This is a genomic window from Mycobacterium pseudokansasii (assembly GCF_900566075.1).
GTDB classification, from domain to species: Bacteria; Actinomycetota; Actinomycetes; order Mycobacteriales; family Mycobacteriaceae; genus Mycobacterium; species Mycobacterium pseudokansasii.
The window spans coordinates 2398055-2419111 of the sequence record NZ_UPHU01000001.1; the positions used below are offsets into that span (position 1 = coordinate 2398055).

The window sequence follows — 21057 nt, forward strand, 5'->3', positions numbered from 1 at the left end:
GTTGGTCCGCCAATTTCGGAGGTTATCGACGTGCACGACGAGATCCCGCTGGGACGGATCGCCGGGTTTTCGGTGAAGGTTCATTGGAGCGTGCTGGTCATCCTGTGGTTGTTCACCTGGAGTCTGGCCACGACATTGCCGGGTGACGTCAAAGGCTATGCGCCCGTGGCCTATTGGCTCGCCGGCGCGGGTGGGGCGGCAGTCTTGCTGGCTTCGCTGCTGGCTCATGAACTCGCGCACGCCATCGTCGCTCGCCGCTGCGCGGTACCCGTCGAGAACGTGACACTGTGGCTGTTCGGCGGGGTGACCACGATGGGCGGTGAAGCCAAGACACCCAAGGCCGCTTTCCGGATCGCGTTCGCGGGCCCGGCCACCAGCCTGGCGCTGTCCGCGACATTCGGCGCGCTGGCCGTCGCGCTCGCCGTCGTCCGGACGCCGGCCATCGTGGTCAGCGTCGCGTGGTGGCTGGCCGCGGTCAACTTGCTGCTGGGCCTGTTCAATCTGCTGCCGGGCGCGCCGCTGGACGGCGGCCGGCTGGTCCGGGCCTATCTCTGGCGTCGCCACGGCGACATCGTGCGCGCCGGAATCGGGGCGGCGCGGGCCGGACGCGTGGTCGCGCTCGTCTTGATCGCGTTGGGACTGGCCGAGTTTGTGGCCGGCGGCCTGGTCGGCGGCGTCTGGTTGGCCTTCATCGGCTGGTTCATCTTCGCTGCCGCTCGGGAGGAGGAAACCCGGATTTCGACCCGGCAGCTGTTCTCCGGCGTCACGGTCGCAGACGCGATGACCCCCCAGCCACATACCGCCCCCGGGTGGATCACCGTCGAGGAATTCATCCAGCGTTATGTGCTCGGCGACCGCCACTCGGCCTACCCGGTTGCCGAACAGGACGGATCGATCATGGGTTTGGTCACGCTGAGGCAGCTGCGCGAGCTGCCACCCGCCCGACGCGGCACCACCAGCGTGCGCGACATCGCCGTACCACTGCAGGAGGTGCCGACCGCGACATCCCGGGAGCCGCTGAGCGCGCTGCTCGAGCAGATGGCGCCGGCCGGCCCCCGTAGCCGTGCCCTGGTCGTCGACGCCGGCGCGGTGGTCGGCATCGTCACGGCCAGCGACATCGCGCGGCTTGTCGACGTCTACCGGCTCGCCCAGCCTCAGCCGGCGCCGGCCACACCTCAGGGGGACCAGCAGTGACGAGAAATTGTGCCGCGCAGGGTTATTCGACAAGGTGCCGGGATAAAGACAAAGGAGAACGGACATGAAACCGGTCGTTGTCGGGGTCGATGGTTCGCCCGCGGCGATCATGGCCGCATTATGGGGTGCCGACGAGGCCCTCAGTGCAGCCGTGCCGCTACGCCTGATCTCGGTCATCAAGACCACTCACCCCTCCCCGGAAGACTACGAACGTGACCTGCGGCATGCCGAAACGTCTTTGCGGGCAGCACAAGTCGTGGTGGCGGCCACCGGGAAACAGGTCAGGGTAGAGGCCGACACCCCGCGCGGGCCGGCCGGGGCGGTTCTCGTCGAGGCCTCCCGCGATGCCGAACTGGTCTGCGTCGGATCCACCGGGATGCGGCGCTACGCTCGCTCGATTCTGGGTTCGACGGCAACCGAGCTCGCTGAAAAAGCGCACTGCCCGGTCGCGGTCATCCGCTCGGATGCGGATCCGCCGGCGTCGGGTATCAACTGGATTGTGGTGCGCATGACCGACGCGCCCGACAACGACGCGGTCGTCGAACATGCGGCCCGGGAAGCGATGCTGCGGCAAGCCCCCATACTCGCGCTGGGCGGGCGGCCGGACGAACTCACCGAAACCCCGGACGGCGACTTCGAACGCCGGGTGCACGAATGGCACCAGCGCCATCCCGACGTGCGGGTCTACCCGGTCACCACCAAGGCGGGCATCGCTCGCTTCCTGGCCGAGCACCGCGAGCGGGTACTGCTCGCCGTGATCGGAGCGGCTGAGGCTGATCAGCTGGCGCGGCTGGTTGGACCGTCGGGACATCCCGTTTTCCGGCACCCGGAATGCTCGGTGCTGGTGGTCCGCGACTGAGCCCGCGGGCCGATCTGGCCGCGGCGCGCACGCCCCCGCTGCGTGGCAGCGCGTGGATCCTGACTCAGGACCTGCCCCTGCTGCAGCCAATTCGTGACATCCCCTTTATCGGTCCCCCAATAGCCGACATATTCCAGCCCAATCTCCGGGTGCTCGTCGACTTGGGCTACTCGTCCTACGGGCCCGGGCTCAGCTATGCGGATATTCCCACCTCCTGCCGCGTTGTTATCGGTACCGAATCCGTTCACCGTCATCCCCTATCTGGCACTAGCGGGAGTTTCCGGCCTTTTTAGTTGATCGGCGTGTCTTTCGTTGTGGTGCTTGAGGTTTGTGTGACGAGAGAGTATTACCCATATATGGCGTCGATCGTGGGGAAGCGCCGCGGCAAGCAGACCTACTACTACCTGGTGGAATCGGCGCGGGTGGGCGGCAAGCCGCGCATCGTGTCCCAGCAGTATCTGGGCAGCGCCGATGAGGTGCTGGCCAAGCTGTCGGCGACGCCGAGCGGGCAGCCGATCCGCAGCCAGCACAAGCAGTTCGGGGATCTGGCGGCGGTGTGGTCGACGCTGAGGCGGCTGGACGTGGCCGGGATCGTCGACGAGGTGGCGCCGCGTCGCGCGGACGCGGCCGCGTCGGTGGGCACCTACATCGCGCTGGCATGCGCGAACCGAATCGTCGACCCGTGCTCCAAACGCGAATTCGCCGACTGGTGGGCCAGCACGGCCGGGCCGCGATGGGTGAAGCTGGGCCGCGCCGCGCTGGATCACCGCCGGTTCTGGGACGCGATGGACCGCCTCGGCGAGAGCGAGCTGCGCGAGATCGAGACCCGGCTCGGGCGGGCGATGGTCGGCGAGTTCGGGCTGGATTTGACCGGGCTGGCGCTGGACATGACCAACTTCGCCACCTTCATCGACACCGGCAACGCGAAGGCGTCGATCGCGCAGCGCGGCAAGGCCAAACAGAAACGCACCGATCTGCGGCTGGTCGGGTTGGCGCTGGTCATCACCCGCGACGGCGGGGTGCCGGTGATCAGCCACGCCTATCCCGGTGATCGGCCTGATGTCACCCAGTTCCCCACGGTCATCGACGAGCTGGTGGCCCGCTACCGCGACCTGGTGTCCTCGGTCGAGTCGCTGACCGTGGTCTATGACGCCGGGCAAAACAGCGGCGACAACCACACGGTCGTCGAAGAGCACGGGATCGGGTTCGTCGGGTCGCTGCCGCCCAGCGATCACCCCGACCTGCTGGGCATCCCGGCGCGCGACTACCGTGTCGTCGACGAAGACCGCTATCCCGGGCTGACTTTCGTCGACACCACCGTCACCGCGCTCGGGGTGACCCGCCGCGCGGTGCTGACCCACTCGGCGAACCTGGCGGCCAAGCAGGCCCGCGGCCTGGACCAGACCCTGGCCAAGGCGCGGCGTCGGCTGGCCGAGCTGGCCGCCCGCCTGGCCCGCGGCCACACCCGCCGCGACCGCGACAAGGTGCAGGCCCAGATCGCTGCGATCTGCAAACCCCGCTGGGTGGCCGATATCATCACCGTCACCCTCACCGGCGAGCAGCCCGCCGAGTTGCGGCTGGCCTGGCACACCGACAGCAAAGCCCGAAAACGCTTGGAACAACGAATCTTCGGCAAACGGATCCTGTTCACCAACCGCGACTGGCCGGTGCCCGACATCGTGGCCGCCTACCGCTCCCAATCCGACGCCGAATTCGGCTTCCGCCAGCTCAAGGACCCGCACGTGGTCTCGTTCAGCCCAATGCACCACTGGACCGACTCCAAGATCCGCGTACACGTGTCCTACTGCGTGCTCGCCTTGGCCGTCGCCCACCTGATGCGCCGCCACGCCGACCAGGCTGGGCTGCACCTGTCCGTGCGCGAGTTACTCGACCAGCTCGCCGGCATCGAAGAAACCGTGCTGCTCTACCACGACGGCGGCAAGGGACGCCCCCGCGTGCAACGCATGCTCACCGACACCACCCCCACCCAACAGAAACTGGCCGACCTGTTCGACATCCACCAATACGCACCCACCCGCTGACCCCGCCGGGCCCCTCACAGCGAGTTGGGTAATACACCAGCGCTGCCCGAAAAAGCCATCCCACCAGGCGAAACCAGACCCACAATCAAGAAAGGCCGGAAACTCCCGCTAGGGACCGTGCAAGGACCCCAAGCCGCGTTGGTGGATAGTGGATTGTTGCCGCAGGGCTATACGCCCAGCGCCTACCCGTATCTTCCGTCCATAAATCCGGAAGTGAACTTCTTCCTGGGTCAGCCGACGGTGACAGTGCTATCTGTGCTGGGTGGCGCCGTCGGGGACGTACTGCATCTCATCCCGCCGGCGTGAATTGACCAACCGAATTCAACCCGGCGATTCGCGTGCCACCATAACCGGAACCCGTGCCAGCTGCGCCACCGCTTCCCCGACCGACCCCACCGACATTCCGGCGAATCCGCCGCGGCCGCGACTGCCAACCACCACCAGCTGAGCCTCCCCGGATACCGCGACGAGCTGGCGCGCCGGCTGATCCTGCACGACGATACGGGTTACCGCCACATCCGGATACTGCTCCTGCCAACCCGCCAAGCGCTCGGCCAGCACCTGTTCGGCCATCGATTGTGTTGCCGGCCAATCGATTCCGGGCCACTCCGAGACATCGATGTCGCTCCATGCATGCAGGCCCACCAACCCGACGCGCCGGCGTGCGGCCTCGTCGAATGCCAACGCGGTAGCCAGTTCGGAGGCCGACGAGCCGTCGATGCCCACCAGCACCGGCGCTTGACCGCGGTGCGCCGCCGACGGGTCGTCGTCGTGGACGATCACGACCGGACAGTGCGCGTAACGAAACACGGCGGAGCTGACCGAGCCGAGCAGCCGGCCGGGCCATCGTCGGCCGCCCAGACAACCCGTGACCACCATTTCCGCGTCTTTGGACAGGTCGACCAACGCGGGAACGGCTGGCGACCCCAGGATTTCGGTGTGGACGCCGGCGGGACCCCCACCCTGAGTGGCTTCGTCGACGACTTTGAGCGCCTCGTCGACCAGGTGGCGTCCACGATCTTGCTGCCATCGCGCCAGACCCGCCGGCATCGGCATCTTCAGCCGGGTCGACACTTCGGGGGACACGGCGTGCACCAATGTCAGTGGAACGTTTCGCAACTCGGCATCGCGTGCCGCCCATTGCACCGCCAGCCGGGCCGCGGGTGACTCGTCGATGCCGACGACAATTCCCAGAGGTGCGTTGCGTGATGCCATGGGTTCGACGCTATCGACGCCGGCCCGGCCGGGTCAGAGCCGTTTGTCACCAGCGCGAGACCATAAGTCCCGGGACTGTCAGCGATCAGTTACTCGGCGCCGCCGGTTTGGAGGCGATGATGGCCACGGCGGCCAACCGCTGTCGATGCTTGCGGAATGTGTTGCGCATCATCAGGACTCGCTTGCGCGCGGCCGGCTGGGTGAGCACGTTCTTGGCAAAGCGCAGCGCACCGAACAGGCCTTCGTCGGCGATCAGCCGGCGCGGCTGCAACAGTGCCATCGGGGCGGTCGCGACGTGCTCCACGACCAGGCCGTGTCCGGCCAGCAGCCGGGACCATTCCGCAATGGTGAGCGGACGCGCGTTGACCTTGATCGCCCGTGCCAGCGACTGCCTGACCTCGGTGCTGACGTCGTCGGGCACGTCGTCGGGCGTCAGGGCCAGCTCGTGAATGGCGTAGCGGCCCCGCGGGCGCAGCACCCGCGCCGCCTCGGCGACGATCGCGTGCTTGGCTGCATCCCCCTGCATGGTCAACATCGCCTCGCCGATCACCACATCGACGCTGGCATCAGGTAATCCGGTATCGGAGGCGTCGGTGACCCGCACGTCGCCCAGGCTGCCGTGATCGTGCAGTACCCCGCGAACCAGGTTGGCAGCATCGGGGTCGCCCTCTGCCCCGACGTAGGACCGCGGGTGACGGACCAGGATTTCGGCGGCGGTACGACCCAGCCCCGGTGCCAGCTCGAGCACGTCGGCGTCGCCGACGTCGGCACGGGCCAGCAGGGTGCGGGTCAGCTCCACGCCACCGGGCCGGAGCACCCGTTTGCCCAGCCGGGCCAGTAGCCAGTGCCCCTGCAGATGATCCTCGTCGCGATTCGACTGGGGCAGCGGCCGCTCGCATCCGTCTGGTGCGTCCGCCATCAGCTGCCCCGGGGCACAGCGGGTTCCAGGGCCAGCGCCTGGCGCCGCTGATGCACGGTGAGGTATCGCAAGCCCTCCGGGCCGGCAGTGAACTGCCGGCGCGAGCGTCGTGGCAGCCACAGCAGCGCGCCCGGATGCAGGTTGATGGTGCCCTCCTCGGTGCTCAGCCGGCCGCTGCCAGACAAGACATGGATCAAGACGTCGAGATCGGGTCCAGTATGCATGCCGATTCCGCCGTCGTGCGGCAGGGCGACGATGTTGGAGTCCAGATCACGGTCCCGGACCTCCAATTTCCATACCGCTCCGGTCACGCCGGTCTGGGCGGCAGTGTCGTTGGTGTCGGCCAGGATCCGGGGCAGTGGTGTGGTGGTCAGCTTGCTGATCCGGATGCGCCACACATCGGGACCTTTTTCGAGGTATTCCCAGCCGTAGCTGCCGGGGTGTTCGGTGTCGAATTCGGCGCGCAGATGCTTGGGGTCGTGGTTGTTGACCAGAACGAACGACCCGCCGGTGGGCAATGCGGCGTAGCTGGCGAAAATCATCGGATGCTTGTCCGGTTTACGTAGTTGTCTAACGTCAAGATCGTTGTCGGCCATAGGTTTCCCATCGTTCGTAGTTTTTACAAATGAATTTGTGTAAAATCTAGCGCATGACGTATGTGATCGGAAAGCCATGCATCGACGTGATGGACCGCGCCTGTGTGGAGGAGTGCCCGGTCGATTGCATCTACGAGGGGGGCCGGGCGCTGTACATCCACCCGGACGAATGTGTGGACTGCGGCGCGTGTGAGCCCGTGTGCCCGGTGGAGGCCATTTACTACGAGGACGACCTGCCGGCCGAGCTGGAACCCTACCGGGCCGACAATGCGGCGTTCTTCACCGAAACCCTGCCGGGTCGGGACGATCCGCTGGGTTCGCCGGGCGGGGCTGCCAAGATTGGGCCCCTGGGGGTTGATACTCCCCTGGTGGCCGCCGAGCCCAGGGCCGACGATTCCGGAGGTGAGTGATATCGCCAGATCAGTCCAGGAGCCGGCGGGACGCCGTCGCGCGGTGCTGCGGGCGTTGCGGGCATCACGCGTCCCGCTGAGCATCGTTGCCATTGCCGACGCGCTGGAAGTACATCCCAATACCGTCCGGTTCCACCTCGACGCCCTGGTCGCCGACGGGCAGGTGGAACGGGTCGACTCCGGCTCGCGGGGGCCGGGACGGCCGCCGCAGATGTTCTCCGCGGTCCGGCAGATGGATCGCGGCGGGACCCGGCACTATCGGCTCCTCGCCGAGATCCTGTCCAACGGGCTTGCCGCCGAGCCTGATTCCCATGCCAAGGCACTCGCGGCCGGACGCGCCTGGGGGCACCGGCTGCAGGCGCCGCCGACGGGCAGCAGCGCCGAGAAGTCGATCGACCACCTGGTCGGGGTGCTCGACCAGCTCGGGTTCGCCCCGGAACGCCGGGTATCCGACGGGCAGCAACAGCTGGGCCTGCGTCACTGCCCGTTTCTGGAAGTCGCCGAAAGCCGATCTGCCATCGTCTGTCCGATCCACCTCGGGCTCATGCGAGGAGCTCTGGAATCATGGGCGGCGCCAGTCGGCGTCGAGCGGCTCGACGCGTTCGCCGAGCCGGACCTGTGTCTGGCCTACCTCTCGCTGAAAGGAGCGGCCAGGTGAGCACCGGCCCGGCGATCGAGGTTGCCGTCACCTTCGTATGGCTCGGCATGGTGCTGGCCATCTCGTTTCTGGAAGCCCCGCTGAAGTTCCGGGCGCCCAATGTCACGCTGCAGATCGGGCTCGGCATCGGTCGCCTGGTCTTTCGCGCGCTCAACACCGTCGAGGTCGGATTCGCGCTCGTCCTGTTGGCACTGGTGGTAGCCGGCCCGACGCCGGTGCGCATCAGTGTCGCGCTCGGAGTCGCGCTGGCCGCGCTGGCCCTGCAACTGATCGTGGTCCGTCCCCGCCTGACCCGCCGTTCCGATCGGGTGCTGGCCGGGCAGGAGGGGCCTCGCTCCCGGGCCCACTACGTATACGTCGGTTTTGAGGTGGTTAAGGTGGTCGCCCTGGTGGTGGCGGGGATACTGCTACTACTGAACGGCTGAAAGGACTCATCGATGGAATCCATTTCGCTGAACGAGCTGGCCGCCGAAAAGCTGACCGAGGCGAAACAGTCCCATAGTGGACGGGCTGCGCACACCATCCACGGCGGGCACACCCACGAACTGCGGCAGACTGTGATGGCCCTGCTTGCCGACCACGACCTGTCCGAACACGACAGCCCGGGCGAGGCGACGCTGCAGGTTCTGCAGGGACACGTGCGCCTCACCACCGCCGACGACGCCTGGGACGGCAAAACCGGCGATTACGTCGCGATTCCGCGCACCCGGCACGCCCTGCACGCGGTGCAGGATTCGGTGGTCATGCTGACCGTGCTGAAAGACCAGCCCGGCGCGCACTAAGCGTGCTCTCCACGCCCTGGTCCCGGGGCTTCGGCCTGCGGGTGCCCATCGTCAACGCGCCCATGGGCGGGGTGGCCGGCGGTCGATTGGCCGCCGCGGTCACCGCTGCCGGCGGTCTGGGCATGATCGGCATGGGCAGCACGGCGACCAGGGCGTCGCTGGCCGAACAGCTGCGGCAGGTCACCGGCAGGTTCGGGATCGGGCTGGTCGACTGGGTCATGCGTGCTGAGGTTGGCCTTCTGGAGGATGCGCTGGCCGCGCGGCCGGCACTGTTGTCGGTCAGCTTCGGTACCGACTGGGCCTGGGTGGGCAAGGCGCACGACGCCGGAATCGTCACGGCCACGCAAGTTTACGACGGAGCAGGGGCCCGTCGGGCGGTTGACGGGGGGGTGGACATCGTGGTTGCGCGCGGGGCCGAGGGGGGTGGCCACGGAGAGGTACGGCTGGGCACGCTGCCGTTGCTGGACGCCGTTCTGGAAGCCGTGTCGGTGCCGGTGCTGGCCGGCGGTGGCATCGCCTCGCCCCGGAGCCTGGCCGCGGTGCTGGCCGCCGGTGCCAGCGGGGCCTGGGTGGGCACCCGGCTGGCGGCGTGCCCCGAGGCACTGACCGGTGAGGGCAGCCGTCGGGCCCTGATCGCGGCACGCGAAACCGACACCCGGGTCAGCCGGGTCTTCGACGTCGCCGCCGGTTTGCCCTGGCCGGAGCAGTACCCCTCACGGGTGTTGGCCAACGACTTCGTCGCGCAGTGGACGGGCCGGGAGGATGAGCTGGCCGCTGACCGGGATGCCCGGGCGCGGTTGGCTGCCGCGGTCGCTGCCGAAGACCTGCGGGTGGGCCCGGTCGATGCGGGGCAGGGCGTCGGGATGATCGGCGACGACGCGTCGGTCGCCGAGGTTATCGGGCCGATGTGCTCGGGTGCGGAAAGTTTGCTCGTCCGCTGGGGGCAGTAACCTTTAGCGAACCTTTCGCGACCTTCCGCGAACCCCGACACGGCTATTCGCTGCGGCGCTTGAGCACGACGCAGCATCTTTGCGGTCCCGGGTCGAGCCGGGTTTCGGGGCCGTGCGGCGCCAGGGCGTCGGACACCCCGGTGATCAGCGCATGGTTCATGGTGCAGGCCAGCTCCGTCTGCTCCTGAGCCAGCGCATGGAACGGGCAGTTCGCCAGCTCGACTTCGCCATCGGTGCGGCGCGGCTCGTAGCCGTGTCGGCGCAGCACCCGCAACGCCACCTCGAGCGCCGACGCGGCGTCCGCGGGCTTGGCGACGCCGTTGCCGATCGTCTGGCCGTAGTCGTGGGCGACCTGGTTGAGCACTTCGGCGGCGGGCTCGCCGGTGGTGGCCGACCGGGTGATCGCGGCGGCCATCAGCCGTCCCGCCAGCTCGTATTCCCGCTGCGGAAGGCTGACCGCGATATCGCGCCGAGCCCTGCGGTACAGCTTGGCGGTCCGCCCCGCACCAGGGCCGGAGCGGCCCGTCACGCGTGCGTAGTCGGTCTCCAGCAGGCCCTCGGCGGTGAGTCGGTCGAGGTGGAATTTGGCCTGGTGGTGAGGGATGCCCAGGGCGTCGGCCGCCTGGTCGCGGCTCACCGGCCCCGGTTGTGAGCACACGTACTCGTAGAGCCGATGACGCACCGGGTCGGCCAGTGCCCCGATCCCGGCGGCGTTGCGTTCGAGTGAGTCCGTCATCGATCTGTTTCTAAGAGACAAAACACTTGACGGTACAGCCTACACATTCTAACGTACAAAATACTATCCTATAGAAATGGAGGGGTCATGAGTACCAGACAAGCCACCCAACCAGGCGCCGCAGCACCCGCCTTCGCCGACCAGTTGAAGGACCCGGCATATTCGGCGTACTTGCTGCTTCGAACCGTGTTCACGGTGGCGCCTGTCGTGTTCGGGTTGGACAAGTTCTTCAATCTGCTGACCCACCCGCATCACTGGAGCATGTACCTGGCCGGTTGGATCGACAACCTGGTTCCCGGTACCGCCGACCAGTACATGTACCTGGTGGGCGTGATCGAGATCGCTGCCGGTGTGCTGGTTGCGCTGGTGCCGCGCTTCGGTGCCTGGGTGGTGGCCGCCTGGCTGGCCGGGATCATCCTCGACCTGGTCACCGGTCCGGGGTTCTACGACGTCGCGCTGCGTGATTTCGGTTTGCTGGCCGGTGCTGTCGCCCTGGCCCGGCTGGCCGAGGGCGCGCACCGGGGCAGCATCGGGCGCCGTTGACCGACCTGTCACACGCCGCGCAGGTAGCGCTTGGCGATGATGGGCTGGGCCACCGAAACGACCGGCCCGCCGAGCTTGCTCCACCAGGTCGCGGGCCGGGAGAACGCCGACACCTCCGCGTATACCGCGGAGGTGTTCGCGTCGTAGCGCACGGCGAACCGTTCCTCACCGGACTCCGGGTGACCCGGCAGCGTGCCGTAGGCGAATCCGCGGGTGTCGGGTTCGTCGATGACGTACACCACGCGGCAGGGCGCTCGGAGCAGACCCATCATCTTGACCACCACGATCGCCGAAACCACCGCGACGTCGGAACTTGCCACAACGCCCAGGCCGGCTCCGCGCTGCATGCCCCAGCGCATCACGGCATCGGCGGCCCGCTCGAAACGCGCACGGCCAGAACCGATTTGGGCTGACATGCTGAGGTGACCGTAGCCCGGCGGCAGCTGCGCGGCCGCGGTCGCGCCCACTTCGGGATAGGTCAGCTGAAGGTCGGCGAGCGCATCCAGGTCCACACACCCAGCTTGCCACGATGGATTGCGGTGCCGGGTTGGCGGCGTACGGTCGGAACAGTGACCACACAGACCTCGAAACCTTTGGCAGCTGCGTCCGGAACATTCACCCTCGGGGGCGACTTGACGGTCAACCGGCTCGGGTTCGGCGCGATGCGCCTGACCGGTGAGGGCGTGTGGGGACCACCGGACGACCGCGCCGAATGCGTCCGGGTGTTGCGGCGCGCCGTCGAATTGGGCGTGAACTTCATCGACACCGCCGATTCCTACGGCCCCTACGTGTCCGAGGAGATCATCCGCGAGGCGCTGCATCCCTACTCCGGGCTGGTGATCGCCACCAAGGCCGGGTTGCTGCGGACCGGGCCGGGGGTGTGGATTCCGTTGGGTAACCCGAGCTATCTGCGCCAGGAGTGCGAGATGAGCCTGCGACGTCTGGGCGTCGACACCATTGACCTGTTCCAGCTGCATCGCATCGACCGCCACATTCCCCTGGACGATCAAGTCGGCGAACTGCTCGCATTGAAGAACGAAGGCAAGATCCGCCATATCGGGCTGTCCGAGATCGACGTTGACCAACTGACGGCGGCCCAGCAGATCACCGAAATCGTGTCGGTGCAGAACATGTACAACCTGGCCTCGCGGGGCGCCGACCCACTCGTGGATTTCGCCACTCAGCAAGGCGTCGGCTTCATCCCATGGTTTCCGCTGGCGTCGGGTCCGCTGGCTGCGCCCGATGGCCCGCTGCGGCAGATCGCGGCCGAGCATCATGCCTCACCGTCGCAGCTGGCGCTGGCCTGGCTGCTGAAACGGTCACCGGTGATGTTGCCGATTCCGGGCACCTCGAGCGTGGCCCATCTGGAGGAGAACGTCGCCGCGGCCGAGATCGCGCTAAGCGACGACGAATTCGAGCTGCTGGCGGCCATCGGCGAGCAGAACGCCTGACTCGGGCAATCCACGGCATTCGGCGGTAAGCGGGCGAATCGAGACCGAAGCCGACGACCGAATTCTGTTCGATCCTTTTGGAACGTTAAGGAAATCGCGTCGAGGTCAGGACTTTCGGCGCAGCATCCCCAAGCCAAACTGTGCCGAATCAGCGGAGGCTGCGATGTCGTATGTCATAGCAACACCGGAAACGGTTGCCGCGGCGGCAACGGACCTGCGAGGTATCAGCGCGGCACTGCGAGCGGCCAACGTGGCAGCGGCCGGCCCGACGACGGCGTTGCCGGCCGCGGGAGCCGATGAGGTGTCGGCGGCCATTGCGGCGCTGTTCGCAGGGCACGCCGAGGCTTATCAGGCCGCCAGTGTCGAGGCGGCTGGCTTTCATGCCCGGTTGGTGCAGGCCTTGAAGTGCCGCGGCTGGTGGGTATGCCAACGCAGAGGCTGCCAACGCATCTCCGTTGCAGAGCCTGCAGCAGGTTGTTCTGGGCGCCATCAATACACCGACCCAAGCGCTGCTGGGCCGGCCGCTCATCGGTGACGGCGCCAACGGCGGGCCTGGTCAGGCAGGCGGCCCGGGAGGCTTGTTGTACGGCAACGGCGGCAATGGCGGGAACGGTCTGCCGGGACAGGCCGGCGGCAACGGGGGCAGCGCGGGGCTGATCGGCAACGGTGGTGCCGGCGGAAAAGGCGGGGCTGGAGCGGGTGGCGGCAACGGCGGCGCGGGCGGCTGGTTGGTCGGCAATGGCGGCGCAGGCGGGATGGGCGGTGCCGCGGCGCCAAATATCAACGGCGGCTCCGCCGGCCAGGGCGGCACGGGCGGCAACGCCACCCTGTTCGGCGACGGCGGCGCCGGCGGCCAGGGCGGCACCGGCCTCACCGGGGCTAACGGCGTCAACCCGGCCATCAACGGCATAGCCGGCAAAGGCACCAACGGCACCCCGGACTTGCTGGTTAATGCCAGCGGCGATGTGACCGGTGGGAACGGCCAATCGGGCGCGGATGGCGCGTTTGCCGCCGTCGGTGGCACGGGCGGCAGCGGCGGACTCGGGCTCGTTTTCGGAGGCGCTGGAAACGCCTTCGGCGGCAACGGTGGCACCGGTGGTGTCGGTGGAATCGGCGGCGCCGGCGGTTTTGGGGGGGGGAATGCCATCACCGCCTCCGGTGCCGCACTGGGGGGAGACGGCGGCAACGGGACCATTGGCATTGCCGCGGGCGGCGCCGGCGGTGCCGGCGGCGGTAGCGGACTGGCTCGAAGCTTCGCTGACGGAGCCGCCAGCGGCGGTAGTGGTGGCTTGGCCGGCGGCGGCGGCACCGGCGCCGCCGGAGGTACCGGTGGCGTCGGCGGTGCCGGTGGTAATGGTGGTCACGGCGGGTTGCTGATGGGCAACGGGGGCAGCTGCGGCAGCGGCGGCACGGGGGGCATCGGCGGTGCTGGCGCCCTGGGCGGTTCGGGCGGCGGTCGCGGTACCGGCGGATCGGCCGACGCCAGCGCAAACCGCAATGCCACCGGCGGTTTCGGCGGTGGTGGCGGGGACGGCGGACTCGGTGGCACCGGCGGTACCGGCGGAGGCGGCGGCTCGGGTGGCAACGGTGGTCGCAGTGGGCTGCGGTTCGGCAACGGCGGCGACGGCGGCATCGCCGGGATCGGCGGCGAGGGCGGCGCCGGGGGTACCGGCGGTCATGGAGGTGTCGGCGGCAATGGCGGCGACGGCGCCGGTGTTGCCCCAAATAATGGCGTTATCGGCTTTGGCGGATCCGCAGGCACCGGCGGCGACGGTGGTGCCGGCGGAACCGGAGGCAACGGCGGCGGCACCGGTGTCGGCGGACTCGGCGGTTCAGGAGGTTTGCTGATCGGCCAGGCGGGCGTCAACGGCCCCGCCGCCACCGGCGGTGCTGGTGGCGCCGGTGGCAACGGCGGCGGGCTGGGGACCGGCGGTACGGGTGGGACTGGCACGACCCAGAACGGAGGCAATGGCGCCGACGGCAGCATCGGTGCTGACGGCCTGTCTGGCCAACCGGGTTAAACCACGGTCGGCCGGCGATGTGCATCCGGCGGTGGGCTCACCCTACGCGGGCCGGCGCGTACCTTGGGGCGACCTGATATGTACGTCTGTTTGTCAAGTGGGCAAGGTGAAGCGGCGGCCGCGACCGTCGTCGTGGCCGCCGCTTCGTTGACCGGATAGTTCCTCGATGGTGTCGAGCGTGTCGTATCGACGCGTGTCAGGTCTGATGTGCGCGGGTTGGTTACCGCAGGACGGGACTTTCGAGTCGGAGTGGACCGCTTGTCTCAAGGACGAGCGTCATCACTTGCGCTGCACGGTGATTGCTCATAGGTCGCACGCGGGTCACTCCCAGACGCTTGCCGTCACCACCGTGATGATGTATCCGGACATTTATGGATGTCAGTCGTCGAGGACGGCCAACGACCAGCACCAGCCAGCCAGTTGGCGGGCGATCGCGGCGTTGGCTACTACGGAACGCTTCGTGCGTTCATCGAAGGCGATCCATCGGTTGTGCAGGTGCCGATTGGCCGCCTCGCCGCGTGCGCGTGCCGCCGGGGACGCCACGTCCCAGCGCCGCCGCAGATCGCGTCCCGGCCGATACCGTGGTCGGTGATGCCAAGCGGCTTCGATTAGCAGGCGCCGGGCGTGGCCGTTGCCGGTCTTGGTGACTCCGCCTTGCGAGCGGGTCGAACCCGAGGAGTACTGGGTGGGCACCAACCCGAGGTAGGCGCCGATCGAGCGCCCGCTCAGGCGATCCCAGTCCCCGATTTCGACGGCCAACCCGAACGCGGTCAACGTGGAGATTCCACGCAGGCAACCCAGTCGGGTCACCACCGCAGTGAACACTGAATCGGCCGCCATCTCAGTGATTGCTTTATCGAGGCGGTCTCGGCGGTCCACGGTAGACACCATGGCATCCAACGCCGCGTCGTAGGCCAGCCGCCGGCCTGGGGTGCTGAAGGTGTGCGACCGCAGCCACAGTTCGTGCCTGCCGGTCCACGCCTTACCGCCGGAGTGCACGATCCCTTGTCGTAAACGCAGTTTCGACACGCGACGCGCCGACATCAGGTCTCCGCGCACGTCCTCACGAGCCCGCACCAGATCCCGGGCCGCCTCCTGCTCGATGCGCGGAATCGTCACCTCCACGATCTCGCCCAGATGCAGCAACCGGGCCAAGTGCCGGGCGTCGCGGGTATCGGTCTTGACGCGATCCCCAGACGGACGCTGCAACTTTGACGGGGCCGCCACCACACACACGACTCCTGCTGCCACTAGCAACCGTGCGAGCACGAACCCGGTCGGACCAGCCTCATAGGTCACTGCCATCGGCCCCGGCAGTCGCTGTACCCATTCCAAGATCTCGCGGTGATCCGGAGTCAACCGGCGCTCGAACAGCTCGCCGGTCTCACCGTCGAGGCCACACCCGACCACCGATCGTACGTGCACATCCAAGCCAACACTCGTACGCTGATTCTTCACTGGGGCCTCCCACATCTTGTGGCTCTACCGGCCAGGACCACCCTGTCGGCAACCCACGTTCACATGTGAGCGAGGCCCCAGCCGACCCATACCGTCTAATACGGTGTGGTGGTGGCAGGTGACCAGAAGCGACACCCGGGCGGGGGATTCAATCCCCCCGAACCGACCACCAAGGGCGGACCCGACTACGGCCGGTTCATCGACGCGGTGCGCAGGCTGCAAGACCATGCCCGGGCCGCCGACGCCCCCGACGACGTGATCACCGAGGCCGCCGACCTGCTGGAGAAGGTGTCGGCGCTGCTGACGCCGTTCGACGCCGACGAATGGCACTCGCCGTCGGGCCGGCGGATGGACCTGTTCGTGCGCGGCAACATCCTGACGGTGCCAATGTCGGCGCGTAAGACCGACGATGGCCGGATCCAGGGCTGGGCCCGATTCGCCAGGTTTCATCTGGGCCGCAACGGCGCCGTGCACGGCGGGGCGCTCGGGTTGCTTTTCGACACGGTCCTGGGCTTGACGGCGTCGGTGCTCACCGGCAGCACTCGGCAACGCACGGCCTACCTCACGATCAACTACCGCAATATCGTGCCCATCGAAAAAAAGTTGCAGGTCGACGCGGGAGTCGACCGTGTCGACGGGCGCAAGATCTTCGTCTCCGGCCGGTTGACCGACGGCGACACCCTGCTGACCGAGGCCGACGCGTTGTTCGTGCGGCTCAAGCCTGGGCAGCCTTAGTTCCCAGCCGTAGTTCCCAGCAGGCGCCACAAGCCGGCGGCGTCGGAGTCGATCGCCTCAATGATGTTCTCGGTGCCCCGCGAGCCCCACACCGCAGGTCCACAAGCAGAGAGTTTCTCGCGGCTGACCACATCCGGACCGGTTCTCATGTTTCCGGCCCCGCCGTGGGGAACGTCGCTTTCGGCCACCAGCTCGCGGCCGTCACGCAACCTCACCCGCACTCGCGCCGGGAACGTCATCGTCAACGCGTCGAGTGCCGCCGGCGCCCACGGCTGTCCTGTTGCGGCGCGGCCGGCGGCACCGATCCCACCCTCTCGAAGGGCGCGCAGCAGAGCCATGCCGTCGCCGATGCCGACACGAATCCCCTTGTGCCCACGGCGAGTTCGTCGAACGGCGCCGAGCAGCCGGCGGGTTGGCGTGCCAGCTGTGACGGCGCGCACCGGTAGCAGCGGTGCCATCGCCTCGGCCGTGCGCAGGGTGAGGGACCAGTCGTGGCGCAACGACACCCGGTCGGCCACATCGGCGAGCTCGCGGTGGTGGGTGGCCAGCCACTCTTCGTTGACCTCGACGGGCGTGAGCCTGCCAGCGATGAGCGTCACCGCGACGGTCCACGGGATCGAGAAGTTGATGGTCACCGGTGTGGGCATGCGCACGGCCGCGTACCCGTGCGACATGGCGTCCATTCCGCACGTCAGCACGCCCGCCTCGACGACCACCGACACGACGTCGGCGGCCGGCGGCGGCCCGAGTTCAAGCAGTGCATCGACGGTCGTATCGACATAGGCGCAGCCCGGGTAGCGCTTGATGCTCATCGTCCGGGTCGCCCATCCGGAGCCGAGCCCGCCGAGAAGCGCGGGCAGCGGCTCATAGCTGAACGCATCGAAGAAGCCCTGCGGATGGTCCAGGGCATCCAGTGGACCGGTGACGCCTCGGGCGGCGAGTCTGGCGGCCCGCACCCCGGCCAGAGTCGGCTCGGCCGCCGTCAGCAACTTCGAGTCGGGCGCCATGAACCCCGGCACGGTGGCGCGCGGAGCTTGGTAAAGGGCGAGGGCCAGGGCATGCGCCAGCCGGCCGGTATCCAGCCCGAGCAGGAGTCCTGCGGCAACGGCCGATCCGGCGGCGTGCACGAACGACCACAGCTGACCATTGAGCGGTCCGAGCAGGCAGGCGCCGCCCAACCGGGCCTCGAGTTCGTTAGCCGCAACCTGGGCGGCCAGTTGCTCGGCCGCCGGGGCGCCGGTCTCGGCGGCCAGCAATACCGGCACCAGCACGGCGGAGTGGCCGGCGTGCGCGAAGCACACATAGTCGTCGAAATCGAGCGCGATCGACAACGCGGCCGCGGCATACAGGGCATCGTCGAGGGCAACCGAACGGGGCAGCCCCGGCACGAAAATCCGGCCCTCGCCGGCCCAGGTTTCGACGCCCGCGAGCACCCGCCGGGAAGCGACGTCGCCGGTCGAAGCGGCCAGGGACGCAAACACGGATCGGCGTTGGGCGCGACAGAGGTCGAGCACCGCGTCCGGGACGTCGTCGAGACGAAGGTCGACGGCCCACGCGGCCAACCGTTCGATGGTCGTCACCACGGTCGCACGGTAGGCGCGCATCGATTGTTGGGTCAATCGAGGTGGCGGATCGGCTTGGGCTGGTAGTCGGGCGCACCGATAGCATGGTCGCGATCGTCCTGACACGCATCGAACATGTCCAAGCCTTGGAGACCCAACCCGATGAGCGCCCCCGCACACCCCGTCCCCGGAGCCGACGGCGGCGACGCGGCGCACCCGGCCGCGCCGGGTTCGCGGCCGTCTGGAGCGTCGCAAGCACCGATCCGGGTTCCTGCCGGGACCACCGCGGCCGCCGCGGTCAGCGAGGCGGGGTTGCCCAGGCGCGGCACGCCCGACGCGATCGTGGTGGTGCGCGACGCCGAGGGAAAACTGCGCGACCTGGGCTGGGTGCCCGATGTCGACGTCGAGGTCACACCGGTGCCGGCCAACACCGAAGAAGGCCGCAGTGTCATCCGGCACTCGGCCGCCCATGTGCTCGCTCAGGCGGTCCAGGGCTTGTTCCCGCACGCCAAACTGGGCATCGGCCCGCCCATCACCGACGGCTTCTACTACGACTTCGACGTGGCCGAGCCATTCACCCCGGAGGACCTGGCGGCGCTGGAAAAGCGGATGCGCCAGATCGTCAAGGAGGGGCAGCTATTCGACCGGCGGGTCTATGAGTCCAAGGACCAGGCCCGCGCCGAGCTGGCCAACGAGCCCTACAAGCTCGAACTCGTCGACGACAAATCCGGTGACCCCGACGTCATGGAAGTCGGCGGCGACGAGCTCACCGCCTACGACAACCTCAATCCCCGTACCCGGCAACGGGTCTGGGGCGATCTGTGCCGCGGGCCGCACATCCCGACCACCAAACACATCCCGGCCTTCAAGCTGACCCGCAGTTCGGCGGCCTACTGGCGCGGTGACCAGAAAAACGCCAGCCTGCAACGGATTTACGGCACCGCGTGGGAGTCGCAGGAGGCGCTCGACCGCCACCTGGAGCTCATCGAAGAGGCGCAGCGCCGCGACCACCGCAAGCTGGGCGTCGAGCTGGACCTGTTCAGCTTCCCCGACGAAATCGGTTCCGGCCTGGCCGTTTTCCACCCCAAGGGCGGGATCGTGCGCCGCGAACTGGAGGACTACTCGCGGCGCAAGCACACCGAGGCGGGCTACCAATTCGTCAACAGCCCGCACATCACCAAGGCCCAGCTGTTCCACACCTCCGGACACCTGGACTGGTATGCCGACGGCATGTTCCCGCCCATGCATATCGACGCGGAATACAACGCGGACGGTTCGGTGCGCAAACCCGGCCAGGATTACTACCTCAAGCCGATGAACTGCCCGATGCACTGCCTGATTTTCCGGGCTCGTGGGCGGTCCTATCGCGAATTGCCGTTGCGGCTCTTCGAGTTCGGCACGGTGTACCGCTACGAGAAATCCGGTGTGGTGCACGGGTTGACCCGGGTGCGGGGGCTGACCATGGATGACGCGCACATCTTCTGTACCCGTGACCAGATGCGCGACGAGTTGCGCTCGCTGCTGCGGTTCATCCTGGACCTGCTCGGCGACTACGGGCTGACCGACTTCTATCTGGAACTGTCCACCAAGGACCCGGACAAGTTCGTCGGCTCCGACGAGGTCTGGGAGGAAGCCACCACCGTGCTGGCCGAGGTGGGCGCCGAATCAGGGCTCGAGTTGGTGCCGGACCCGGGCGGCGCGGCGTTCTACGGCCCCAAGATCTCGGTGCAGGTCAAAGACGCGCTGGGCCGTACCTGGCAGATGTCGACGATCCAGCTGGACTTCAACTTCCCGGAGCGTTTCGAACTGGAGTACACCGCCAGGGATGGTGCGCGGGACCGCCCCGTCATGATTCACCGCGCGCTGTTCGGGTCGATCGAGCGGTTCTTCGGCATCCTCACCGAGCACTACGCGGGGGCGTTCCCGGCGTGGTTGGCGCCGGTTCAGATGGTCGGCATCCCGGTCGCTGACGAACATGTGAGCTACCTGGAAGGTGTCGCGGCGCAACTGAAGTCGCATGGTGTGCGAGCGGAGGTGGACGGCAGCGACGACCGGATGGCCAAGAAGATCGTGCACCACACCAACCAGAAAGTGCCGTTCATGCTGCTCGCCGGTGACCGCGACGTCCAGGCCGGCGCGGTGAGCTTCCGGTTCGGCGACCGCACGCAGATCAACGGTGTGCCGCGTGATGCCGCGGTGGCGGCTATCGTGGCGTGGATTGCTGATCGCGAAAACGCCGCTCCGACCGCAGAACTGGTGAAAGTTGTGTCTGGTGAGTGACGAGCACCGCGCTGACCTCGAGGACAGCACCATCTTGGATCGGGGCGTCGGCCAGCGCGACCACCTGGAGCGGCTGTGGACGCCCTACCGGATGAACTACCTCGCCGAAGCGCCGATGCAACGTCCCGAGTCGGAGCGCTCGCAGCCGTTCACCGAAATCCCGCTGCTGTCCGACGAGGAAGGTCTGGTGGTGGCCCGCGGCGAACTTGTCTACGCCGTGCTCAACCTGTATCCCTACAACCCTGGGCACCTGATGGTGGTGCCCTATCGGCGGGTTTCGGAGCTGGAGGACCTCACCGGCCCCGAGAGCGCGGAGCTGATGGCGTTCACCCAGAAGGCGATTCGCGTCATCAAGAGGGTGTCTCGGCCGCACGGCTTCAACGTCGGCCTGAACCTGGGTACGTCGGCGGGCGGATCGCTGGCCGAGCACCTGCACGTGCACGTGGTCCCGCGCTGGGGCGGTGACGCGAATTTCATCACCATCATCGGCGGCTCCAAGGTGATTCCGCAGTTGCTGCGCGACACCCGCCGGCTGTTGGCCACCGAATGGGCCAGGCAACCGTGAGCGGCTGCGGCGGGGGAGTGGGGTACCACCCGCGTGTGGGGGGACGGCGCGCATGAGCTGCGGCGGCGACGATGCAGAGCG

Annotated in this window: 21 protein-coding genes and 2 pseudogenes; 16 read left to right on the forward strand and 7 right to left on the reverse strand. The window is 67.9% G+C overall.

Going from position 1 to position 21057, the window contains the following annotated elements:
* The first annotated feature begins 30 nt into the window (after positions 1-30).
* From EET10_RS10990 to EET10_RS29580, 5 genes and pseudogenes are all read left to right on the forward strand, one after another.
* The gene (locus tag EET10_RS10990) at positions 31-1194 is read left to right on the forward strand and encodes a site-2 protease family protein (RefSeq protein ID WP_122502145.1); all 1164 of its coding nucleotides are present in this window, start codon (positions 31-33) and stop codon (positions 1192-1194) included.
* A 64-nt stretch (positions 1195-1258) separates the two neighbouring features.
* The gene (locus EET10_RS10995) at positions 1259-2053 is read left to right on the forward strand and encodes a universal stress protein (protein ID WP_063466405.1); all 795 of its coding nucleotides are present in this window, start codon (positions 1259-1261) and stop codon (positions 2051-2053) included.
* A 59-nt stretch (positions 2054-2112) separates the two neighbouring features.
* A pseudogene (locus tag EET10_RS11000) lies at positions 2113-2317 on the forward strand (PE-PPE domain-containing protein); the annotation flags it as partial.
* Between the two features lie 92 nt (positions 2318-2409).
* Positions 2410-4095: an IS1634 family transposase gene (locus tag EET10_RS11005; protein WP_122501864.1), complete on the forward strand. Its 1686-nt coding sequence runs from the start codon at positions 2410-2412 to the stop codon at positions 4093-4095.
* A gap of 141 nt (positions 4096-4236) precedes the next feature.
* Complete coding sequence (locus tag EET10_RS29580) at positions 4237-4401, forward strand: hypothetical protein (protein WP_218028452.1); 165 nt, start codon at positions 4237-4239, stop codon at positions 4399-4401.
* Between the two features lie 15 nt (positions 4402-4416).
* Here the strand turns inward: EET10_RS29580 and EET10_RS11010 are convergent, their stop codons facing one another.
* The 3 genes from EET10_RS11010 to EET10_RS11020 all read right to left on the reverse strand — a co-directional run bounded on the left by EET10_RS11010 (position 4417) and on the right by EET10_RS11020 (position 6825).
* Entirely contained in the window at positions 4417-5310 is an 894-nt protein-coding gene (locus EET10_RS11010) for a universal stress protein (RefSeq protein ID WP_036403571.1), read from the reverse strand.
* Positions 5311-5395: 85 nt separating this feature from the next.
* The gene (locus tag EET10_RS11015; protein WP_036403569.1) at positions 5396-6229 is read right to left on the reverse strand and encodes a class I SAM-dependent methyltransferase; all 834 of its coding nucleotides are present in this window, start codon (positions 6227-6229) and stop codon (positions 5396-5398) included.
* On the reverse strand, positions 6229-6825 hold the full coding sequence (locus EET10_RS11020) for a DUF2249 domain-containing protein (RefSeq protein ID WP_036403567.1): 597 nt from the start codon (positions 6823-6825) through the stop codon (positions 6229-6231). Before EET10_RS11020 ends, EET10_RS11015 begins: the two co-directional genes overlap by 1 nt.
* A 53-nt stretch (positions 6826-6878) precedes the next feature.
* Between EET10_RS11020 and fdxA the strand changes: the two genes are divergently transcribed.
* Genes fdxA through EET10_RS11045 form a run of 5 tightly spaced genes read left to right on the forward strand, consistent with a single transcriptional unit; the run spans position 6879 to position 9625 of the window.
* On the forward strand, positions 6879-7235 hold the full coding sequence (gene fdxA / locus EET10_RS11025) for a ferredoxin (RefSeq protein WP_036403564.1): 357 nt from the start codon (positions 6879-6881) through the stop codon (positions 7233-7235).
* Positions 7219-7893 (forward strand): helix-turn-helix transcriptional regulator, encoded by a 675-nt coding sequence (locus EET10_RS11030; protein WP_423793633.1) that lies wholly within the window; start codon positions 7219-7221, stop codon positions 7891-7893. The genes fdxA and EET10_RS11030 overlap by 17 nt, the downstream gene beginning before the upstream one ends.
* Positions 7890-8318, forward strand: a complete 429-nt coding sequence (locus tag EET10_RS11035; protein WP_036403559.1) for a hypothetical protein — start codon at positions 7890-7892, stop codon at positions 8316-8318. Before EET10_RS11030 ends, EET10_RS11035 begins: the two co-directional genes overlap by 4 nt.
* A gap of 12 nt (positions 8319-8330) precedes the next feature.
* Positions 8331-8675, forward strand: coding sequence for a cupin domain-containing protein (locus EET10_RS11040; protein ID WP_036403557.1), 345 nt, complete (start codon positions 8331-8333; stop codon positions 8673-8675).
* Between the two features lie 2 nt (positions 8676-8677).
* A complete protein-coding gene (locus EET10_RS11045; protein ID WP_036403555.1) occupies positions 8678-9625 on the forward strand; it encodes an NAD(P)H-dependent flavin oxidoreductase in 948 nt (315 codons plus the stop codon).
* A gap of 43 nt (positions 9626-9668) precedes the next feature.
* Here the strand turns inward: EET10_RS11045 and EET10_RS11050 are convergent, their stop codons facing one another.
* Positions 9669-10361 (reverse strand): helix-turn-helix transcriptional regulator, encoded by a 693-nt coding sequence (locus tag EET10_RS11050; RefSeq protein ID WP_036403552.1) that lies wholly within the window; start codon positions 10359-10361, stop codon positions 9669-9671.
* Between the two features lie 87 nt (positions 10362-10448).
* Between EET10_RS11050 and EET10_RS11055 the strand changes: the two genes are divergently transcribed.
* The gene (locus EET10_RS11055) at positions 10449-10904 is read left to right on the forward strand and encodes an Rv2617c family stress response/phage resistance protein (protein WP_036403550.1); all 456 of its coding nucleotides are present in this window, start codon (positions 10449-10451) and stop codon (positions 10902-10904) included.
* A gap of 8 nt (positions 10905-10912) precedes the next feature.
* On the opposite strand, the gene EET10_RS11060 is transcribed toward EET10_RS11055, so the two are convergent.
* Positions 10913-11416: a DUF1990 domain-containing protein gene (locus EET10_RS11060; protein ID WP_036403548.1), complete on the reverse strand. Its 504-nt coding sequence runs from the start codon at positions 11414-11416 to the stop codon at positions 10913-10915.
* Positions 11417-11473: 57 nt separating this feature from the next.
* On the opposite strand from EET10_RS11060, the gene EET10_RS11065 reads away from it, so the two are divergent.
* Positions 11474-12355: an aldo/keto reductase gene (locus EET10_RS11065; RefSeq protein ID WP_036403547.1), complete on the forward strand. Its 882-nt coding sequence runs from the start codon at positions 11474-11476 to the stop codon at positions 12353-12355.
* Between the two features lie 163 nt (positions 12356-12518).
* Positions 12519-14376: pseudogene (locus EET10_RS11070) on the forward strand (PE family protein).
* Between the two features lie 378 nt (positions 14377-14754).
* Here EET10_RS11070 and EET10_RS11075 read toward each other — a convergent pair.
* Positions 14755-15834, reverse strand: coding sequence for an IS110 family RNA-guided transposase (locus tag EET10_RS11075; RefSeq protein ID WP_423793631.1), 1080 nt, complete (start codon positions 15832-15834; stop codon positions 14755-14757).
* A 111-nt stretch (positions 15835-15945) separates the two neighbouring features.
* Between EET10_RS11075 and EET10_RS11080 the strand changes: the two genes are divergently transcribed.
* Entirely contained in the window at positions 15946-16569 is a 624-nt protein-coding gene (locus EET10_RS11080) for a PaaI family thioesterase (protein WP_099188742.1), read from the forward strand.
* On the opposite strand, the gene EET10_RS11085 is transcribed toward EET10_RS11080, so the two are convergent.
* Entirely contained in the window at positions 16566-18152 is a 1587-nt protein-coding gene (locus tag EET10_RS11085) for an MmgE/PrpD family protein (RefSeq protein WP_168990968.1), read from the reverse strand. The genes EET10_RS11080 and EET10_RS11085 overlap by 4 nt on opposite strands.
* A 141-nt stretch (positions 18153-18293) precedes the next feature.
* On the opposite strand from EET10_RS11085, the gene thrS reads away from it, so the two are divergent.
* Together thrS and EET10_RS11095 are read left to right on the forward strand one after the other, a co-directional pair.
* Complete coding sequence (thrS, locus tag EET10_RS11090) at positions 18294-20411, forward strand: threonine--tRNA ligase (RefSeq protein ID WP_122502146.1); 2118 nt, start codon at positions 18294-18296, stop codon at positions 20409-20411.
* Positions 20404-20976, forward strand: coding sequence for an ATP adenylyltransferase (locus tag EET10_RS11095; RefSeq protein WP_036401380.1), 573 nt, complete (start codon positions 20404-20406; stop codon positions 20974-20976). Before thrS ends, EET10_RS11095 begins: the two co-directional genes overlap by 8 nt.
* Positions 20977-21057 lie beyond the last annotated feature (81 nt).